The organism is Marinobacterium arenosum (assembly GCF_019795155.1).
GTDB classification, from domain to species: Bacteria; Pseudomonadota; Gammaproteobacteria; order Pseudomonadales; family Balneatricaceae; genus Marinobacterium_C; species Marinobacterium_C arenosum.
Map to the genome: position 1 here is coordinate 24,474 of NZ_JAILYN010000043.1, position 14,466 is coordinate 38,939.

The 14,466-nt window shown below is 61.8% G+C and carries 12 protein-coding genes; 9 read left to right on the top strand and 3 right to left on the bottom strand.

Features of this window, described 5'->3' with window-relative positions; translation table 11 throughout:
• From K6T12_RS16775 to K6T12_RS16785, 3 genes are all read left to right on the top strand, one after another.
• Complete coding sequence (locus K6T12_RS16775; protein WP_222224026.1) at positions 1-1,200, top strand: hypothetical protein; 1,200 nt, start codon at positions 1-3, stop codon at positions 1,198-1,200.
• Positions 1,197-1,931, top strand: coding sequence for a response regulator transcription factor (locus K6T12_RS16780; protein WP_222224027.1), 735 nt, complete (start codon positions 1,197-1,199; stop codon positions 1,929-1,931). Before K6T12_RS16775 ends, K6T12_RS16780 begins: the two co-directional genes overlap by 4 nt.
• 96 nt (positions 1,932-2,027) lie before the next feature.
• Complete coding sequence (locus K6T12_RS16785) at positions 2,028-2,396, top strand: hypothetical protein (RefSeq protein ID WP_222224028.1); 369 nt, start codon at positions 2,028-2,030, stop codon at positions 2,394-2,396.
• Positions 2,397-2,469: 73 nt separating this feature from the next.
• Here K6T12_RS16785 and K6T12_RS16790 read toward each other — a convergent pair whose 3' ends face one another.
• Positions 2,470-2,934 carry an aminoacyl-tRNA deacylase gene (locus K6T12_RS16790; protein ID WP_255611831.1) on the bottom strand — a complete coding sequence of 155 codons (465 nt, stop codon included), beginning with the start codon at positions 2,932-2,934 and terminating at the stop codon, positions 2,470-2,472.
• Positions 2,935-3,053: 119 nt separating this feature from the next.
• Between K6T12_RS16790 and K6T12_RS16795 the strand changes: the two genes are divergently transcribed.
• From K6T12_RS16795 to K6T12_RS16805, 3 genes are read left to right on the top strand one after another with little or no spacing between them, the layout of a single operon-like run.
• A complete protein-coding gene (locus tag K6T12_RS16795; protein WP_222224030.1) occupies positions 3,054-4,532 on the top strand; it encodes a hypothetical protein in 1,479 nt (492 codons plus the stop codon).
• A gap of 32 nt (positions 4,533-4,564) precedes the next feature.
• Positions 4,565-5,386 carry a CHAD domain-containing protein gene (locus tag K6T12_RS16800; protein ID WP_222224031.1) on the top strand — a complete coding sequence of 274 codons (822 nt, stop codon included), beginning with the start codon at positions 4,565-4,567 and terminating at the stop codon, positions 5,384-5,386.
• A 50-nt stretch (positions 5,387-5,436) separates the two neighbouring features.
• Complete coding sequence (locus K6T12_RS16805) at positions 5,437-6,078, top strand: MBL fold metallo-hydrolase (RefSeq protein WP_222224032.1); 642 nt, start codon at positions 5,437-5,439, stop codon at positions 6,076-6,078.
• Here K6T12_RS16805 and zapE read toward each other — a convergent pair.
• Complete coding sequence (zapE, locus tag K6T12_RS16810) at positions 5,999-7,234, bottom strand: cell division protein ZapE (protein WP_222224033.1); 1,236 nt, start codon at positions 7,232-7,234, stop codon at positions 5,999-6,001. The two genes, K6T12_RS16805 and zapE, sit on opposite strands and share 80 nt — an antisense overlap.
• An 8-nt stretch (positions 7,235-7,242) precedes the next feature.
• The gene (gene pfkA / locus K6T12_RS16815; RefSeq protein ID WP_222224034.1) at positions 7,243-8,247 is read right to left on the bottom strand and encodes a 6-phosphofructokinase; all 1,005 of its coding nucleotides are present in this window, start codon (positions 8,245-8,247) and stop codon (positions 7,243-7,245) included.
• A gap of 189 nt (positions 8,248-8,436) precedes the next feature.
• Here pfkA and aceK point away from each other — a divergent pair, with 189 nt between their 5' ends.
• The 3 genes from aceK (at position 8,437) to K6T12_RS16830 (ending at position 13,991) form a co-directional block, all read left to right on the top strand.
• Positions 8,437-10,167, top strand: a complete 1,731-nt coding sequence (aceK, locus tag K6T12_RS16820) for a bifunctional isocitrate dehydrogenase kinase/phosphatase (protein ID WP_222224035.1) — start codon at positions 8,437-8,439, stop codon at positions 10,165-10,167.
• Between the two features lie 231 nt (positions 10,168-10,398).
• Positions 10,399-11,373, top strand: a complete 975-nt coding sequence (locus tag K6T12_RS16825; protein ID WP_390879093.1) for a TAXI family TRAP transporter solute-binding subunit — start codon at positions 10,399-10,401, stop codon at positions 11,371-11,373.
• A gap of 92 nt (positions 11,374-11,465) precedes the next feature.
• Positions 11,466-13,991, top strand: a complete 2,526-nt coding sequence (locus K6T12_RS16830) for a TRAP transporter permease (RefSeq protein WP_222224037.1) — start codon at positions 11,466-11,468, stop codon at positions 13,989-13,991.
• Positions 13,992-14,466 lie beyond the last annotated feature (475 nt).

The window sequence follows — 14,466 nt, forward strand, 5'->3', positions numbered from 1 at the left end:
ATGACTCGCTGGCTGATGGTACTGCTCTGCTGTTGGGCGGGTTGGTTGCAGGCCGCCCAGGGGCCGAGCCTGAACGAGGCGGAATACAAGCAGCTGCAAGCGGTGCACGCGTTGATGGAACAGGCCGACTGGCAGGCTGCGCGCCAGCAGCTGCAGGCGCTGGCAGGCAGCCTGCGCCGGCCCTACGCCAATGCCCTGCGACTGCAGTCACTGGGTCAGGTGGAGCTGCAGCTGGAAAATTATCCGCAGGCGTTGAAGGCACTGCGCGCCGCCTACCAGTTGCAGGCGCTGCCGGCTGAACAGCAGCTGAGGTTGCTGCACCTGCGTGCTCAACTGCAGTTGCAACAGCAGCACTGGCGCAACGGGATCGAGCTGCTGGAGCTGTGGCTCAAGCAGGCGGGCGAGCAGGCGCCGCAGACGATTCGCGCCGACGACTACCTCTGGCTGGCGCAAGCCTACAGCCAGCTGGAGCAGTGGCGCCACACGGTGCGTCATATTCGTAGCGCATTGCGGCGCACGCCGGATGCGCCGGAGAGCTGGCACCAGTTGGAGCTGGCCGGCCTGTTGCAACTGAAGGATTGGCCGGGGGCGCTGGTGGTGTTGCGCCGGCTGGTGCGGATGGTACCGGAAAAGGAAACCTACTGGAGCCAGATCGCCTCGCTGCAGTTGCAGCTCAAGCGTAACCGCGAGGCGCTGGCGACCCTGCGTATCGCCTATGAACAGGGCTACCTGGCCGGAGGCGGCAACCAGCGGCTGCTGGCCCAGCTGATGTTGCAGCAGCAGATGCCGTTCCAGGCCGCCCAGGTATTGGAGAAGGCGCTGGCCGGCAAGCGGCTGAAAGACAGCGCGCGCAACCGCAAGCTGCTGGCCAATGCCTGGGGGCTGGCCCGCGAGCACCAGCAGGCGCTGGAGCAGCTACAGGTGCTGGCCCGTCAGACGCCGGACGCCGACTTGTTGACCCGGATCGCCCGGCTGCAGATCGACCGCCAGCAGTGGCGTGAGGCGGACCGCTCCCTGCAACAGGCACTGCAACTGAAACCGAAGCAGCCGGAGCGGCTGCTGCTGTTGCAGGGGATCGCCCGGCTACGGATGGAACAGCTGGACGGGGCGCGTCACAGCTTCCATGAAGCACAACAGTTCGCCGATACTCGTTCGTTAGCCAACAGCTGGTTGCAGTACCTGGAGCAGATAGAGGGATGATGCGGGCCCTTGACGAGCGACTGCTGATCGTCGAGCCGGACAGCCGACAGGTGGCGCGACTGCAGAAAATTCTGCTGGACAACGGCTTCTATGTGATCGGCAGCTGCGCCGATGGTGAAGAAGCGCTGCAGATCTGCGAACAGCTGTCGCCAACGCTGATCTTGCTGTCCGATGCGTTGGCTGAGCCGCTCGTCGTGGTCGAACTGGCCGGCCAGTTGCTACGCCAGTTCAATCTGCCGGTGGTGTTCCTGAGCGATACCGAAGCGCGAGGCTCAGCTGCAATGGAGGCGCTGGCCGCCGGTTTCGTCAGCCGGCCGGTGCGGGAACAGGATCTGGTTCGCAGCCTGCGGCTGGCCGCCCGGCTGCACCGCCGCGAGCAGCAACTGCAGGCGGAAAATCTGGCGTTGCGCAGCAGCGGTAATGGCCGACAACAGCCCAGTATCCAGCTCTCGCAGGATGCCAGCTACCACCTCTACAGCGGTACCCTGTTGCGTGCCGGTCGAACGATACGGCTGACCCCGAAAGAGCAGAAATTTCTCGACTTGCTGTGCCGTCATCAGGGCGCTGTGGTGGCGTTCGAGCAGATCTTTGTCGAAGTCTGGGATTGCGAGGCCGGTAATTTCCAGTCATTGCGGATACTTGTGCATCGGTTGCGCCGCAAACTGGGGGCGCAGGATGCGATCGAGAATATCTTCGAGATGGGTTACCGCCTTAACCTGATGGGTTCGTAGTCTTCTCGGCTACCGCGTTACGGGCGGGTGCGAACTTCGCTGCTCGATGCCTGCCTAACCTGCTGAAAGTGATCGGTGCGCTGCAGGGGGAGGCATATGGTTATCCGTCGTGGCTGGAAGATGCTGCCGGCAGCGTTGTTGCTGCTGGTTTCGCTGGTGGTGTTGGCACAGCCGGAACTCAAGGTACAGCCCCATGAACTGGTGCGTCTATACAATGTCCGGGCCTATGCCGAGGGGGAGGACTGGGTGGTACGCGGCCGGGTGACCCGGGTGGACAAGGACGTTCGGGTACCCCATGGCGCGATTGTTGTGGCACTGGGGTCGGAACAATACCGGGCGCGCTACAAGCCGCAGTTCGTTCACCGCAAGACCAAGCGGGCATCCTACTTTACGCTGAGAATACCGCAACGGGCGCTGGCGGACGTGGAGGTGTTGTTGCTGGAGTACCGGCCACTGGAACCTTGATCTGACCACAGCCGGCGGTACTGCCGTCGGCTGTGTCAGCTCCGACCGGTAAGGTCGGTTTTGCCCAACGGGCTTAGTGGGTCAAGTGGGCGTGACGGGCTTGCCCCATCATCTGCATAAAGTCGTTTTTTTCCACCTTGACCAGACTTTCATGGTCACCGGCTTCCATATAGCACTCCGGCTGCTCGGTCAGCGCGTCATCGAAGATCACCGGTATACGGTAGGCCATGCCGAGGGTCGGCACGGCGCCTGGCCGGCAGTCGTCGAACATCAGTTTGACGTCGCGTTCCGGCGCCAGGTCCAGCAGGCGGTTGGTCGCCATATTGACGGCATTGATATCCAGCTGCTTGTTGGACGGAATCAGCGCCATATAGAACCCTTCATCATCGGACAGCAATACCGCCTTGGCTACCCGTTCCGGCGGTACCTGGGCGGCGATGGCGCAGCCCATGGCAGTCTCCGCATAGGGGTGGTTGATGCGGCGATAGTTCACATGCTGATCCTGCAGATAGCGTTCAATACGTGGTGCAAGAGACATGATCATATTCTCCTCGTAGGCCTCCGGCCAATTTCAGCTCCCTGCCTGATAAGCGTAGCCCAGCCGCTACACTATGGGGATAGCCCTGAGGGGCAGCTGGCTAGACAGGGGTTAAAGGTATGCGACGACGGCAACTGCTACTGTACGGCGCCGGCGCACCGGGTTGGCTGTGCGGTTGGCCGCTGCTGGCACAACCGGCTGATCGGTCGGACTCGGCGCTGCCTTCGTTGGTGGCTCTGATCGAACAGACGCCGCGGGATCAACTGACGCCGAAGGTGCTGCCGTTGATCCGTTCGGGGCTCGGCCGTGGCGAACTGCTATGGGCGATCCAGCTCGCGGGCATGCGCCAGATCCAGCCGCGACCGGTCGGCTTCAAGTTCCACGCCGTGATGATGGTCGACGCCGCGCGGCGGATCAGCGCCGGCGACGGCGGCCGCAACGGCTGGGTGCCGATCCTCTGGAATCTGGACTATTTCAAATTCAGTCAGCAGCGCAATCTGAACCAGGGCGGCTGGCAACTGGCACCGTTCGATGACTGGGATGGGCTGCCGCCGCCAGAGCGGGCGCCGGTGGCGCTTGCCGAGGCGCTGTCGGCACGCGATGAAGCGGCGGTCGACCGGGCGGCGGTGGCAATGGCGCAAAGCCAGGGCGCGCACCGGGCGTTCGAGATCCTGGCGTTGGCCGCGGTGCGTGATTTTCATGCCATCGGCCACAAGGCGATCTACCTCTGCCATGCCTGGCGTATGCTGCAACTGGCGGGCGGCCAGCAGTTGGACTGGGTGCTACGGGCGCTCGGCTACGCATCGATTGCGGAGGATGCCGGCGGCGCGGGTGCCGAACACTGGACCCGGCGGGACTACCCGGCCAATCGGATGCGGGCCGCTGAGATTCCGCTGGTAGCGTTCCGGGCCGGCAGCGATCCTCAAGCCACCGAACGGCTGATCGGGCTGCTGGCCGAGGCGGATGCCGATCAGTGTTGCCATGCGGTGGTCGAGTATCTGCAGCGGGGCGTGGTGCAGGCGGTCTGGGACGCGATATTCCTGGCCGCGGCGGAGCGGGTGATGCAGCAGCCGAGTATCCCGATGCTGCACTGTGTAACGGTCAGCCACGCGATGGGCTGGCTGTGGCGTCAACTGGCGGAACCGGACAATCGCCGGCTACTGCTGCTGCAGGCGGTGGCCTATCTGGTGCGGATGCGGCAACAGCGTTTTTCGGGCCAACTGCGGCCACTGCGGCTTGCTGAACTGACCGAGGATGGCAGACAACGCCCGCTGGCCGACCGGCTGGCGCGGATCGACCGGCTGCTGGGGCAGGATGAGGCGGCTGTAAGGGCAGAGCTGCTGGCGTTCCCCTATGGTAGCGATGGCCGGCAGCTGCATGATCTGCTAATCAAGCGACTGATGCTGAAATCCGACCGGGCGCATGACTTCAAATATGGCGCCTCGGTGCTGGAAACCCTCGGCTGGCTTTCGCCGGTGCAGCGGCCGCGTTATCTGGCGGGCTGTGCGGTACTGCTGCCGGGGCAATCCGCGCCGCTGAGCATTGAGGCGCGCAGCATCGACCGATGGCTGGGCGACAACTCCAGGGAGGTAGACTGATGGTCTGGCATTTGCAGCCTAGGGGCAAACCCTTGGCCAAGCAGGTAAAGCGGCGTCTGCAGCGACAGCTGACTAAGCTTGAGCAGCAGCTGCGGGACAGTGCCCATCGCGACCGGGCGGTCCACAAGGTCCGGGTACAGATGAAAAAGCTGCGCGCGTTGCTGCAGCTGATGCGGCCGGTGTTGACGGAGAGCGACTATGAGGCCGGCAACGAGGCCGCCAAGCAGTTGGCGGACAGCCTGGCCGGCAGTCGCGACGCCAAGGTGATGCTGGATACGCTTGCGCGGCTGTTTGGCGACTATGGTCATCGAGAACTGCGACAACGGCTTGAGACGCCGTTGGTGCATTACTATCGGCAGCAGCGGCGAAAGCCGATAGCAACCGAATCGCTGCTGGATAATCTGCAGCGGCAATACCAAAAACTGCCGTTAAAGCGCTTCGACGCCGAGACTGTGCAGCTGGCGTTAGAACGCAGTTACGGCCGCGGCCGGCGACAGTGGAAGCTGTTGCAGCTGGAATTGGACGATACCCGGCTGCATAACTGGCGCAAGTCGGTTAAGCGCTTGCTCTACCAAATGGAGCTGTTGCTTCCCGAGCCGTGTCGCCGCGACCGTGGCGACCTGAAACGGCTAGGCCTGTTGCTCGGTCAGCTGCATGACCTGCATATGCTGCGTGACCTGCTCCAGCAGCAGCGGATTCTGGTTTGGCAGGATGACCTGCCGACAGTGAACGCCTTGATCCGTCAGCGTGAGGCTGCGCTGCTGGCCGATGCCTGGCCGCTGGCCCGCAAGCTGTATCGGCGTCCGGTGAAGGCCTTCAGTCGGCGTATGATGGCGCTCTGGCGCCGTGGATGATGCTGCCGCTATACTGGCGCCACTTTGCAGGTTCCCAAAGTGGTGAGGTCATGAAATATCGAATTATTCCGGTAACCCCGTTCGAGCAGAACTGTACCCTGATCTGGTGTGAGCAGACCGGCAAGGCCGCGGTGGTCGATCCCGGTGGCGATCTGGCACGGATCCGGGCGGCGGTCGAGGAGGAGGGCGTTCAGCTGGAGAAGATCCTGCTGACCCATGCTCATATCGACCATGCCGGCGGCACCGCCGAACTGGCGGCCAGCGCCAGCCTGCCGATTGAAGGACCGCAGCGGGGCGACCAATTCTGGATCGACGGCCTGAGCCAGCAGAGCCAGATGTTCGGTTTCCCGCCGGTCGAGACCTTTACCCCGGACCGTTGGTTGGAGGACGGCGACAGCGTCAGCGTCGGTAATCAGACTTTGCAAGTCTTGCATTGCCCGGGCCACACGCCGGGCCACCTGGTGTTCTACCATGCCCCGTCACAGCTGGCGCTGGTGGGCGACGTGCTGTTCCAGGGTTCGATCGGCCGCACCGACTTCCCGCAGGGCGACCATGCGACGTTGATCGCATCGATCCGCGACAAGCTGTTCCCGCTGGGTGACGAGGTTGCCTTCATTCCGGGACATGGGCCGATGTCCACCTTTGGCCACGAGCGTCGTACCAATCCGTTCGTGGCCGACCGCCGGGGCTGAACAGCGTTTCACTGCGCCGGGCGGGCTGTTGCTGGTACTCCAGCGAGCCCATCTCGATTAGCCGGCTCAGGGTACGCTGGTACTGGAACGCCAGCGCACCGTCGGCTGGATAGAGCTGTGCCGCCGGCGCAGCCGCCTCGATATACAGTTTCACCTGCCGGTCGTACAGCTCGTCGACCAGTGAGATAAAGCGCCGTGCCGGATCATCCTGGGCCGCCCAACATACCTGACGCTCGCCGGTGCTGTTGGCGCGGGCACCATCCTCGGTACCGCGTGCCTTGATCCACTCCCGCCGCTCGCCGTAGAGCAACGGCACGCCGCTGACCAGTACAGATTCGTAACGCTCGGCCAGGGCGATATAGTCCAGCGCGCTGCGCGGTCCGCTGCACAACGCTTCGAAATGAAACCAGATGCAGTGCTCTTCGGCCGCCAGGCAGGGGAGGGTACGACTGTTCAGTTCGATATAGCCGGCCCGGGCCGGCCGTTGGTCGCTGAGCTGGTGGAAGCAACCGGCCAATGCCTCGGGCTGGTCGACGAAGATGTTGGGCCTGGCGGTCAGCTGGCGGCGGCGGTGGTCCTGTGGCCCGGCCAGATCGACCTGCGTCAGCTGTTGTTCGAGCAACTCGATCGCCGGCAGAAAGCGGTCGCGGTGCAGGCCGTCGGGATAGAGGCCCGCCGGTGGTTGATTGGAGGTGGCGACCAGCACGACCTTGCGCGCGAACAGGTGACGCAGCAGCCGCCCGAGCAGCATGGCGTCGCCAATATTGTCGACGTAGAACTCGTCGAAGCAGAGCACCCGGGCTCGTTCGGCGAACCGATCAGCCACCCAGGCCAGCGGGTCGGCCCGGCCGGACGCGGCCAGCAAGGCGCCGTGTACCTCCTTCATGAAGTGGTGGAAATGCAGTCGCAAGCCCTGATCGGCTGGCAGGCAGCCGGTGAACAGGTCCATCAGCATGGTCTTGCCACGGCCGACCGGGCCCCACAGGTAGAGTCCGTGCACAGGGGGCCGGCGCCGCCACCAACGCGGTTTCTGCTGCAGCTGTCGCCAGAGCGCATCCAGTTGCTCGACCGCCCGGAGCTGGGCGGGATCGTCTTGAAAGTCGGGTTCGGTCAGCCGCTGTCGGTAGCGCTGCAGCGGTCCCTCGCTGTTGAGCATGGCCGGCATCACCTGTGCAGCAGGTGGACCAGATCGACCAGCGCCGGGTCGAGCGGTTTGCTGCGATTGACCACGTCTTCCAGCGGCACCTGGCAGATTTGGCCATTCTGCACGCCAATCATGATGTCGCTGTAACCGGCGCGCAGGTATTCCACCGCCGAGAAGCCGAGGCAGGAGGCCAGCACCCGGTCGTGGCCGGTCGGGCTGCCACCGCGCTGGATATGGCCGAGAATGCACACCTTGGCCGTCTGGTCGTGGCTGCGCAGCCGCTCGGCCAGCCGGTAGGTCAATCCGGGGGTGGGGCCTTCGGCGACCACAATGATGCCGCTGGAGCCTTTACCGGCGGCGCGGTCGGCGGCCAGCTGGAAACAGATCGATTCGACCTGGATCTCATAGCCGGGCACCAGGATCATCTCGGCCCCGCCGGCCAACCCCACCTGGGTGGCGATGAAACCGGAGTTACGGCCCATCACCTCGACCAGGAACAGCTGTTCGTGCGACAGCGCGGTGTCGCGGATCTTGTCGATCGCCTCCAGTGCGGTGGTCACCGCGGTGTCGAAGCCGATGGTGTCGTCAGTGCCGAAGATGTCGTTGTCGATGGTGCCGGGCAGGCCGACCACCGCCAGGCCTGATTCCTCCGCCAGCAGGTGGGCGCCGGTCAGTGAGCCGTCGCCACCGATCACCACCAGGCCGTCGACGCCCCGCTCGCGCAGGATGGCGGCAGCCTGTTTGCGCACCGCCGGGTCGCGGAAGGCGTCGCAGCGGTCACTTTTCAGCATGGTGCCGCCGCGCTGTACGATATTGCTGACCGAGGCGGAATCCAGCAGCGCCATATCGCCGATGATCAGCCCGCTGTAGCCGCGCTGGACGCCGTATACCTCGATGCCGGCATTGAGCGCGGCGCGCGCCACGCTGCGGATCGCCGGGTTCATGCCGGGGGCGTCGCCGCCGCTGGTCAGTACCGCGATGGCGTTGAGAGAAACATCCCTGGTTAGCTTGGGTAGGCTATACATAACCGACTCCTGAAAGATGATCCTGAGCACTATACGGTGATTGTGACCTTAGACAATAGTGTGCTCAGGTTGGTTTTCGATGACGTTACATACGGCTTTTGGGGGATGGTGCAACTGCGTGATTTGCCGATAATCGAAGGCCATGCGAACAGGCGTCCGTGCCGGCGCAAATGAGGAGGGCCACCGGATATGATGTCGCAGTACCCGCAGCGTATCGCTGAAGCCGTGCTGGTACGCTTCATCGATTACCGGGACCGCTTTCAGACGATCACTGCACGGGCGCAGCGACTGTTCGAGCAGGCCGATTGGCACGGTATCCAGCAGGCGGTCGGCGAGCGGATCGACCTGTACGAGATCAACTCCCAGCAGGCGGCCGATGCGATCATCGCCGAAATTGGCGAGCAGGTGTATGACGCCGGCCTCTGGCACGACGCCAAACAGGCCTATATCCGGCTGATCTGGCGGCGTACTGATGGCGAGCTGGCGGAAACCTTCTACAACTCGTTGTATTGCAAGGTGTTCAAGCACCGCCAGATCGACAACGAGCATATGTTCATCCGCTCCACCATGGAAGGCAAGGAGATCCACTCCGGCGACCAGATCTACCGGGTCTATACGCTGGAGCGAGGGCTGGTGGCGATGCTCAGCCAGCTGCTGGACGATTACGCCTTCGCTATCCCCTGGGAGAACAAGCGCCGCGATCTACGCAATCTGGCCAGCTATGTCCGCAAGAACCTGCCGGAGGAGCTGGACGCCCGCCAGGTGGGGACGGTCGAGGTGGTGCGCAGCCGGTTTTTCCGCAACAAGGGGGCCTATATCGTCGGCCGGGTGCACTTCGGTGAACGGCAGTGGCCGTTCGTACTGCCGGTCCTGCACAATGAGCAGGGGGCGGTCTACGTGGATACCGCGATCACCGACGAAAATGAAGTCTCGATCGTGTTCAGTTTCACCCGCTCCTACTTCATGGTCGACGTCAACGTACCGTCGGAATTTATCCGCTTTCTGCATTCATTGATTCCGGGTAAATCGCTCGCCGAGCTGTACAGCTCGATCGGTTTCTACAAGCAGGGTAAGGCGGAGTTCTACCGCGCTTTCATGGACCACCTGGAGCTGTCCGCCGATCAGTTCGTTGTTGCGCCGGGGATCAAGGGGATGGTGATGACGGTGTTCACGCTGCCCTCCTATCCGATCGTGTTCAAGGTGATCAAGGACCGCTTCTCGTCGTCGAAGCATGTCACCCGCAAGACGGTGAAGGAAAAGTACCAGCTGGTGAAACGCCATGATCGGGTCGGCCGTATGGCGGATACCCAGGAGTTCACCAATTTCGTGTTTCCGCGAGAACGGTTCAATCAGGCGTTGCTGGGCGAGCTACAAGAGGTTGCCGGTTCGTCGATCGTTGTTGATCAGCACAGTGTTACCATTCGCCACCTGTGGACCGAGCGCCGCATGGAGCCGCTGAATATCTATGTCGACAAGGCGCTGGCCGGCCATGACGAGTATGCGTTGTTTCACGCTATCAACGAGTTCGGCAAGGCGATCAAACAGTTGGCGGCGGCCAATATCTTCGCCGGCGATATGCTGTTCAAGAACTTCGGCGTGACCCGCCACGGCCGGGTGGTGTTTTACGATTACGACGAGATCATGTATATCACTGAGTGTAATTTTCGCCGTATTCCTGAGCCGATCTACCCGGAGCAGGAGCTGTCCGGCGAGCCCTGGTACTCGGTGGGCCCCAATGATGTGTTCCCCGAGGAGTTCAGCATCCTGACTGCCTGCAACCCGACTGTGCGCAAGATTTTCAACGAACTGCACGGCGACCTGCTGGATGTCGGGTTCTGGCATCAGATGCAGGAGCAGGTTCGTCGCGGCGATATCGTCGACGTCTTTCCGTACCGCAAGGTACGCCGTTTTTCGCGCTGAGATCCAGCGCATCTCCCCTGGTTCACGCTTGACGTGAACAACCTCGCAAGAGTGGGTGCTTTGGCCGGTCGGGGGACCGGCCATTTTTTTAGCCAGGCGCCCGGAACGGTGGCGCTGCGTTGCGGCATCCGCGGAACAGGCCAATACTTAGACTAATTTTGTAGCAAGTGCTCATGATCGATCTAGATCGATTCAGTGGGTCTGTTGTTGGCATTGACAGGGGGAATGACCATGAAACATGTCATTACCGCCGTGTTGTTGGCCGCAGGACTGGCTATGGCTACACTGGCTGCGCCGCGGCTCGCGGCGGCGCAGCAGTTCATCACCATCGGTACCGGAGGGGTCACCGGTGTCTACTACCCGACCGGCGGGGCGATCTGCCGGCTGGTCAACAAGGGCCGCAAGGATCACGGTATCCGTTGCTCGGTGGAATCCACCGGCGGCTCGATCTACAACCTGAATACCATCCGCGCCGGTGAGCTGGACATGGGGGTGGCCCAGTCCGACTGGCAGTACCACGCCTACCACGGCACCAGCCAGTTCGAGGAGATGGGGCCCAACAAGGAGCTGCGGGCGGTGTTCTCGATCCACCCCGAGCCCTTTACCGTGGTGGCTCGCAGCGACGCCGGTATCCGCAGCTTTGACGATCTGCAAGGCAAGCGGGTCAATGTCGGCAATCCCGGTTCCGGTCAGCGCGGTACCATCGAGGTGCTGATGCAGGCCAAGGGCTGGAGTATGGACGATTTTACGCTGGCCTCCGAACTGAAAGCCTCTGAGCAGGCCAGCGCGCTGTGCGACAACAAGATCGATGCGATGGTCTATGTGGTCGGTCATCCCAGCGGCGCGATCAAGGAGGCAACAACCACCTGCGACAGCGTATTGGTTGACGTGAGCGGTGAAGCCGTGAGCCGGTTGATCAAGGAGCGCCCCTACTACCGGACCGCCACCATTCCAGGTGGCATGTATCGTGGCAATGATCAGGATGTTAATACCTTCGGCGTCGGCGCCACCTTCGTATCCTCTACCAGTGTGCCGGACGAGGTGATCTATCAGGTGGTCAAGGCGGTGTTCGAGAACTTCGACGATTTCCGCAAGTTGCATCCGGCATTCGGCAACCTGAAGAGAGAGGAGATGGTAACGGACGGCCTGTCGGCACCGCTGCATCCGGGGGCCGAAAAATACTACCGCGAAGCGGGGCTGCTGTAGGGACCGCTGCCAGGTGCTGGCCCGCTAGCCTGCGCCTGAACTGAGGCGAAGAGGTTGCCGTGAAGGGATCAGAGCATCAGAAGGCGGCCGACATGGCCGCCGCCGCCGATAGCGGCGGTCGTGTACCTGTAGGCAAAGTCAAATGGGTAATCTCCGGGATTGCCCTGGCCTGGGCGCTGTTTCAACTCTGGTATGCGTCGCCGTTGCCGTTTGTGCTGAACTTCGGGGTGTTCAACGACACCGAGGCCCGCGCGATCCACCTGAGCTTTGCCATTTTCCTGGCCTACACCGCATTCCCGGCGTTCTCTGCGTCGCCGCGCAGCCATGTACCGCTGCACGACTGGCTGTATGCCTTCGCCGGTGCTTTCGCCGCCTCCTACCTGGTGATCTTCCATACCGAACTGTCGGGCCGGGCCGGTGCGCCCAATACCGTCGATATCGTGGTGGCGGTCTGCGGTATGGCATTGCTGCTGGAAGCGACCCGACGTTCCTTGGGGCCGCCGCTGATGGTGGTGGCCGGGCTGTTCCTGTTCTACACCTTTGCCGGGCCCCATATGCCGGATGTGATCGCCCATAAGGGCGCTAGCCTCAACAAGGCGATGTCGCATCAGTGGCTCAGTACCGAAGGGGTGTTCGGGGTGGCTCTGGGGGTGTCGACCAGCTTCGTGTTCCTGTTCGTGCTGTTCGGCGCCTTGCTGGACCGGGCCGGGGCCGGCCACTACTTCACCCAGGTCGCCTTCTCGCTATTGGGGCATATGCGTGGCGGGCCGGCCAAGGCCTCGGTGGTCTCCTCCGGGCTCAGCGGGTTGGTGTCGGGTTCGTCGATCGCCAATGTGGTCACCACCGGCACCTTCACCATCCCGCTGATGAAACGGGTCGGCTTCCCGGGCTACAAGGCCGGCGCAGTGGAGGTGGCCGCATCCACCAACGGTCAGCTGACGCCGCCGATCATGGGGGCCGCCGCGTTCCTGATGGTGGAGTATGTCGGCATCTCCTACCTGGAGGTGATCAAGCATGCCATCCTGCCGGCACTGATCTCCTATATCGCACTGGTCTATATCGTGCATCTGGAAGCCTGCAAGGCCGGCATGGAGGGGCTGCCACGTCGCCACCAGGCGACCCTGCCACAGCGGCTGCTCGGCTGGTGTTCAATTATTGTCGGGCTGATCCTGGTCTCCTATGCGGTCTATTACGGCTTCGGCTGGACCAAGGGGCTGCTGGGCAACTGGGCCTACCCGATTGCCAGTGGGCTGTTGCTGGTGGTCTATCTATTACTGGTTCGATACGCTGCCGGTTATCCGGACCTGGAGTTCGATGATCCGAACCTGGAGATCGTTTCCCTGCCGGATGTCGGCGTCACCGTGAAATCCGGCCTCTACTATCTGCTGCCGGTGGTGGTGCTGGTCTGGTGTTTGACGGTGGAGCGATTCTCCCCCGGGCTGTCGGCCTACTGGTCGACGATGTTCATGATCGTCATTGTGATCAGCCATAAGCCGCTGAAGGCGCTGTTCCGCCGCCAGGCCTGGCAGCAGGAACTCTGGCAGGGCGGTCGGGATCTGCTGGATGGCTTGATCGGCGGAGCGCGTAATATGATCGGTATCGGTGTGGCCACGGCGGCGGCGGGAATCGTGGTCGGTACTGTCACCCTGACCGGTATCGGTCTGGTGATGACCGAGTTCGTCGAATTCATCTCCGGCGGTAATGTACTGCTGATGCTGTTGTTCACTGCGGTGATCAGTCTGATACTCGGTATGGGATTACCCACTACCGCCAACTATATTGTCGTCTCAACCCTGATGGCGCCGGTGATCGTGACCCTCGGCGCCCAGCATGGCCTGCTGGTGCCGCTGATCGCGGTACACCTGTTTGTGTTCTACTTCGGTATTCTGGCGGATGACACCCCGCCGGTGGGGTTGGCCGCGTTTGCCGCCGCCGCGATTGCCCGTTCGGATCCGATCCGTACCGGGATACAGGGCTTTACCTACGACATACGTACTGCCGTATTGCCGTTCATGTTCATCTTCAACACTGAGTTGCTGCTGATCGGTATCGACAGTGTCTGGCACCTGCTAATGACTATCTTTGCTGCTGTTGTCGCAATGCTAACGTTTGCCGCGGCAACCCAGGGGTTCTGGTTTGTGCGCAGCCGTTGGTATGAATCCCTGCTGCTCTTGCTGATCGCTTTTTCGATGTTTCGCCCCGGTTTCTGGTGGGATCAGCTCTACCCACCGCAACGATTGGTGCCCGCCAGCGAAATTTCCTCGGTGGTGGAACAGATGCCGCAAGGTAGTCAATTGCGGTTGTCGGTGGCCGGGGAAACCATCGATGGTGATTATGTGACCAAGATTGTCGAGCTGCCGGTACAGGGACCGCCGGACAGTACCGCCCGGCTGGAACAGATGGGACTTGGTTTGGTCATGGAGGAAGACAAGGTGATCGTCGATATGGTGGCCTTTGCCAGTCCGGCGGAGAAGGCGGGTATCGACTTCGACTGGGAGATACAGCACCTGTTGATCGAGACCGAGCGACCCGACAAACAGTGGTTCTATCTGCCGGTACTGGCACTGTTGGTATTACTGGGTTGGTGGCAACGCCGCCGTATTCCTAAGCCTGGTTAAGAGCAACTATCGTTTTTTAACGTACCTGTTAGCTATGTTTATAGCCTTCTGGTTGGCGCTGGTTAAACATTAAGCATCTATTCATTTTTAATCGATCCGATGCTTCCTCAAATAGAATAAAAAAGATCTTTTTGAAAAGAAGCTGTTGACTCCCTCGGTGGGGTCTGTAGAATGCGCCTCCTCGCTTGGGGAGACAGCCTGAAACGGCCACTCAGCAAGCCGGGAAGGTCGGAAATAAGTTGTTGATTTTTAATCGAAATTAACGATAATAACCGACCCGCTTTCAGCCGCTTCACAGTAGTCGCCACGGCGGCGAAAGTTGAAAAAAACGGTTGACAGCGAAGCGGGGTTTGCTAGAATATGCGCCTCGCTTGAGCAGAACGCTCAGCACGCTCTTTAACAAATTGATCAAGTAATTCGTGTGGGCGCTTGTCGGGATAAGGCAACAAAAGCTTTATCAAGGCAAGCAACCTAA

Bases quoted from the DNA above. Each gene is read 5' to 3' on its own strand.
- K6T12_RS16775 (WP_222224026.1), top strand. From the start codon at position 1: ATGACTCGCTGGCTGATGGTACTGCTCTGCTGTTGGGCGGGTTGGTTG.
- K6T12_RS16780 (WP_222224027.1), top strand. From the start codon at position 1,197: ATGATGCGGGCCCTTGACGAGCGACTGCTGATCGTCGAGCCGGACAGC.
- K6T12_RS16785 (WP_222224028.1), top strand. From the start codon at position 2,028: ATGGTTATCCGTCGTGGCTGGAAGATGCTGCCGGCAGCGTTGTTGCTG.
- K6T12_RS16790 (WP_255611831.1), bottom strand. From the start codon at position 2,934: ATGTCTCTTGCACCACGTATTGAACGCTATCTGCAGGATCAGCATGTG.
- K6T12_RS16795 (WP_222224030.1), top strand. From the start codon at position 3,054: ATGCGACGACGGCAACTGCTACTGTACGGCGCCGGCGCACCGGGTTGG.
- K6T12_RS16805 (WP_222224032.1), top strand. From the start codon at position 5,437: ATGAAATATCGAATTATTCCGGTAACCCCGTTCGAGCAGAACTGTACC.
- zapE (WP_222224033.1), bottom strand. From the start codon at position 7,234: ATGCTCAACAGCGAGGGACCGCTGCAGCGCTACCGACAGCGGCTGACC.
- pfkA (WP_222224034.1), bottom strand. From the start codon at position 8,247: ATGTATAGCCTACCCAAGCTAACCAGGGATGTTTCTCTCAACGCCATC.
- aceK (WP_222224035.1), top strand. From the start codon at position 8,437: ATGATGTCGCAGTACCCGCAGCGTATCGCTGAAGCCGTGCTGGTACGC.
- K6T12_RS16825 (WP_390879093.1), top strand. From the start codon at position 10,399: ATGAAACATGTCATTACCGCCGTGTTGTTGGCCGCAGGACTGGCTATG.
- K6T12_RS16830 (WP_222224037.1), top strand. From the start codon at position 11,466: ATGGCCGCCGCCGCCGATAGCGGCGGTCGTGTACCTGTAGGCAAAGTC.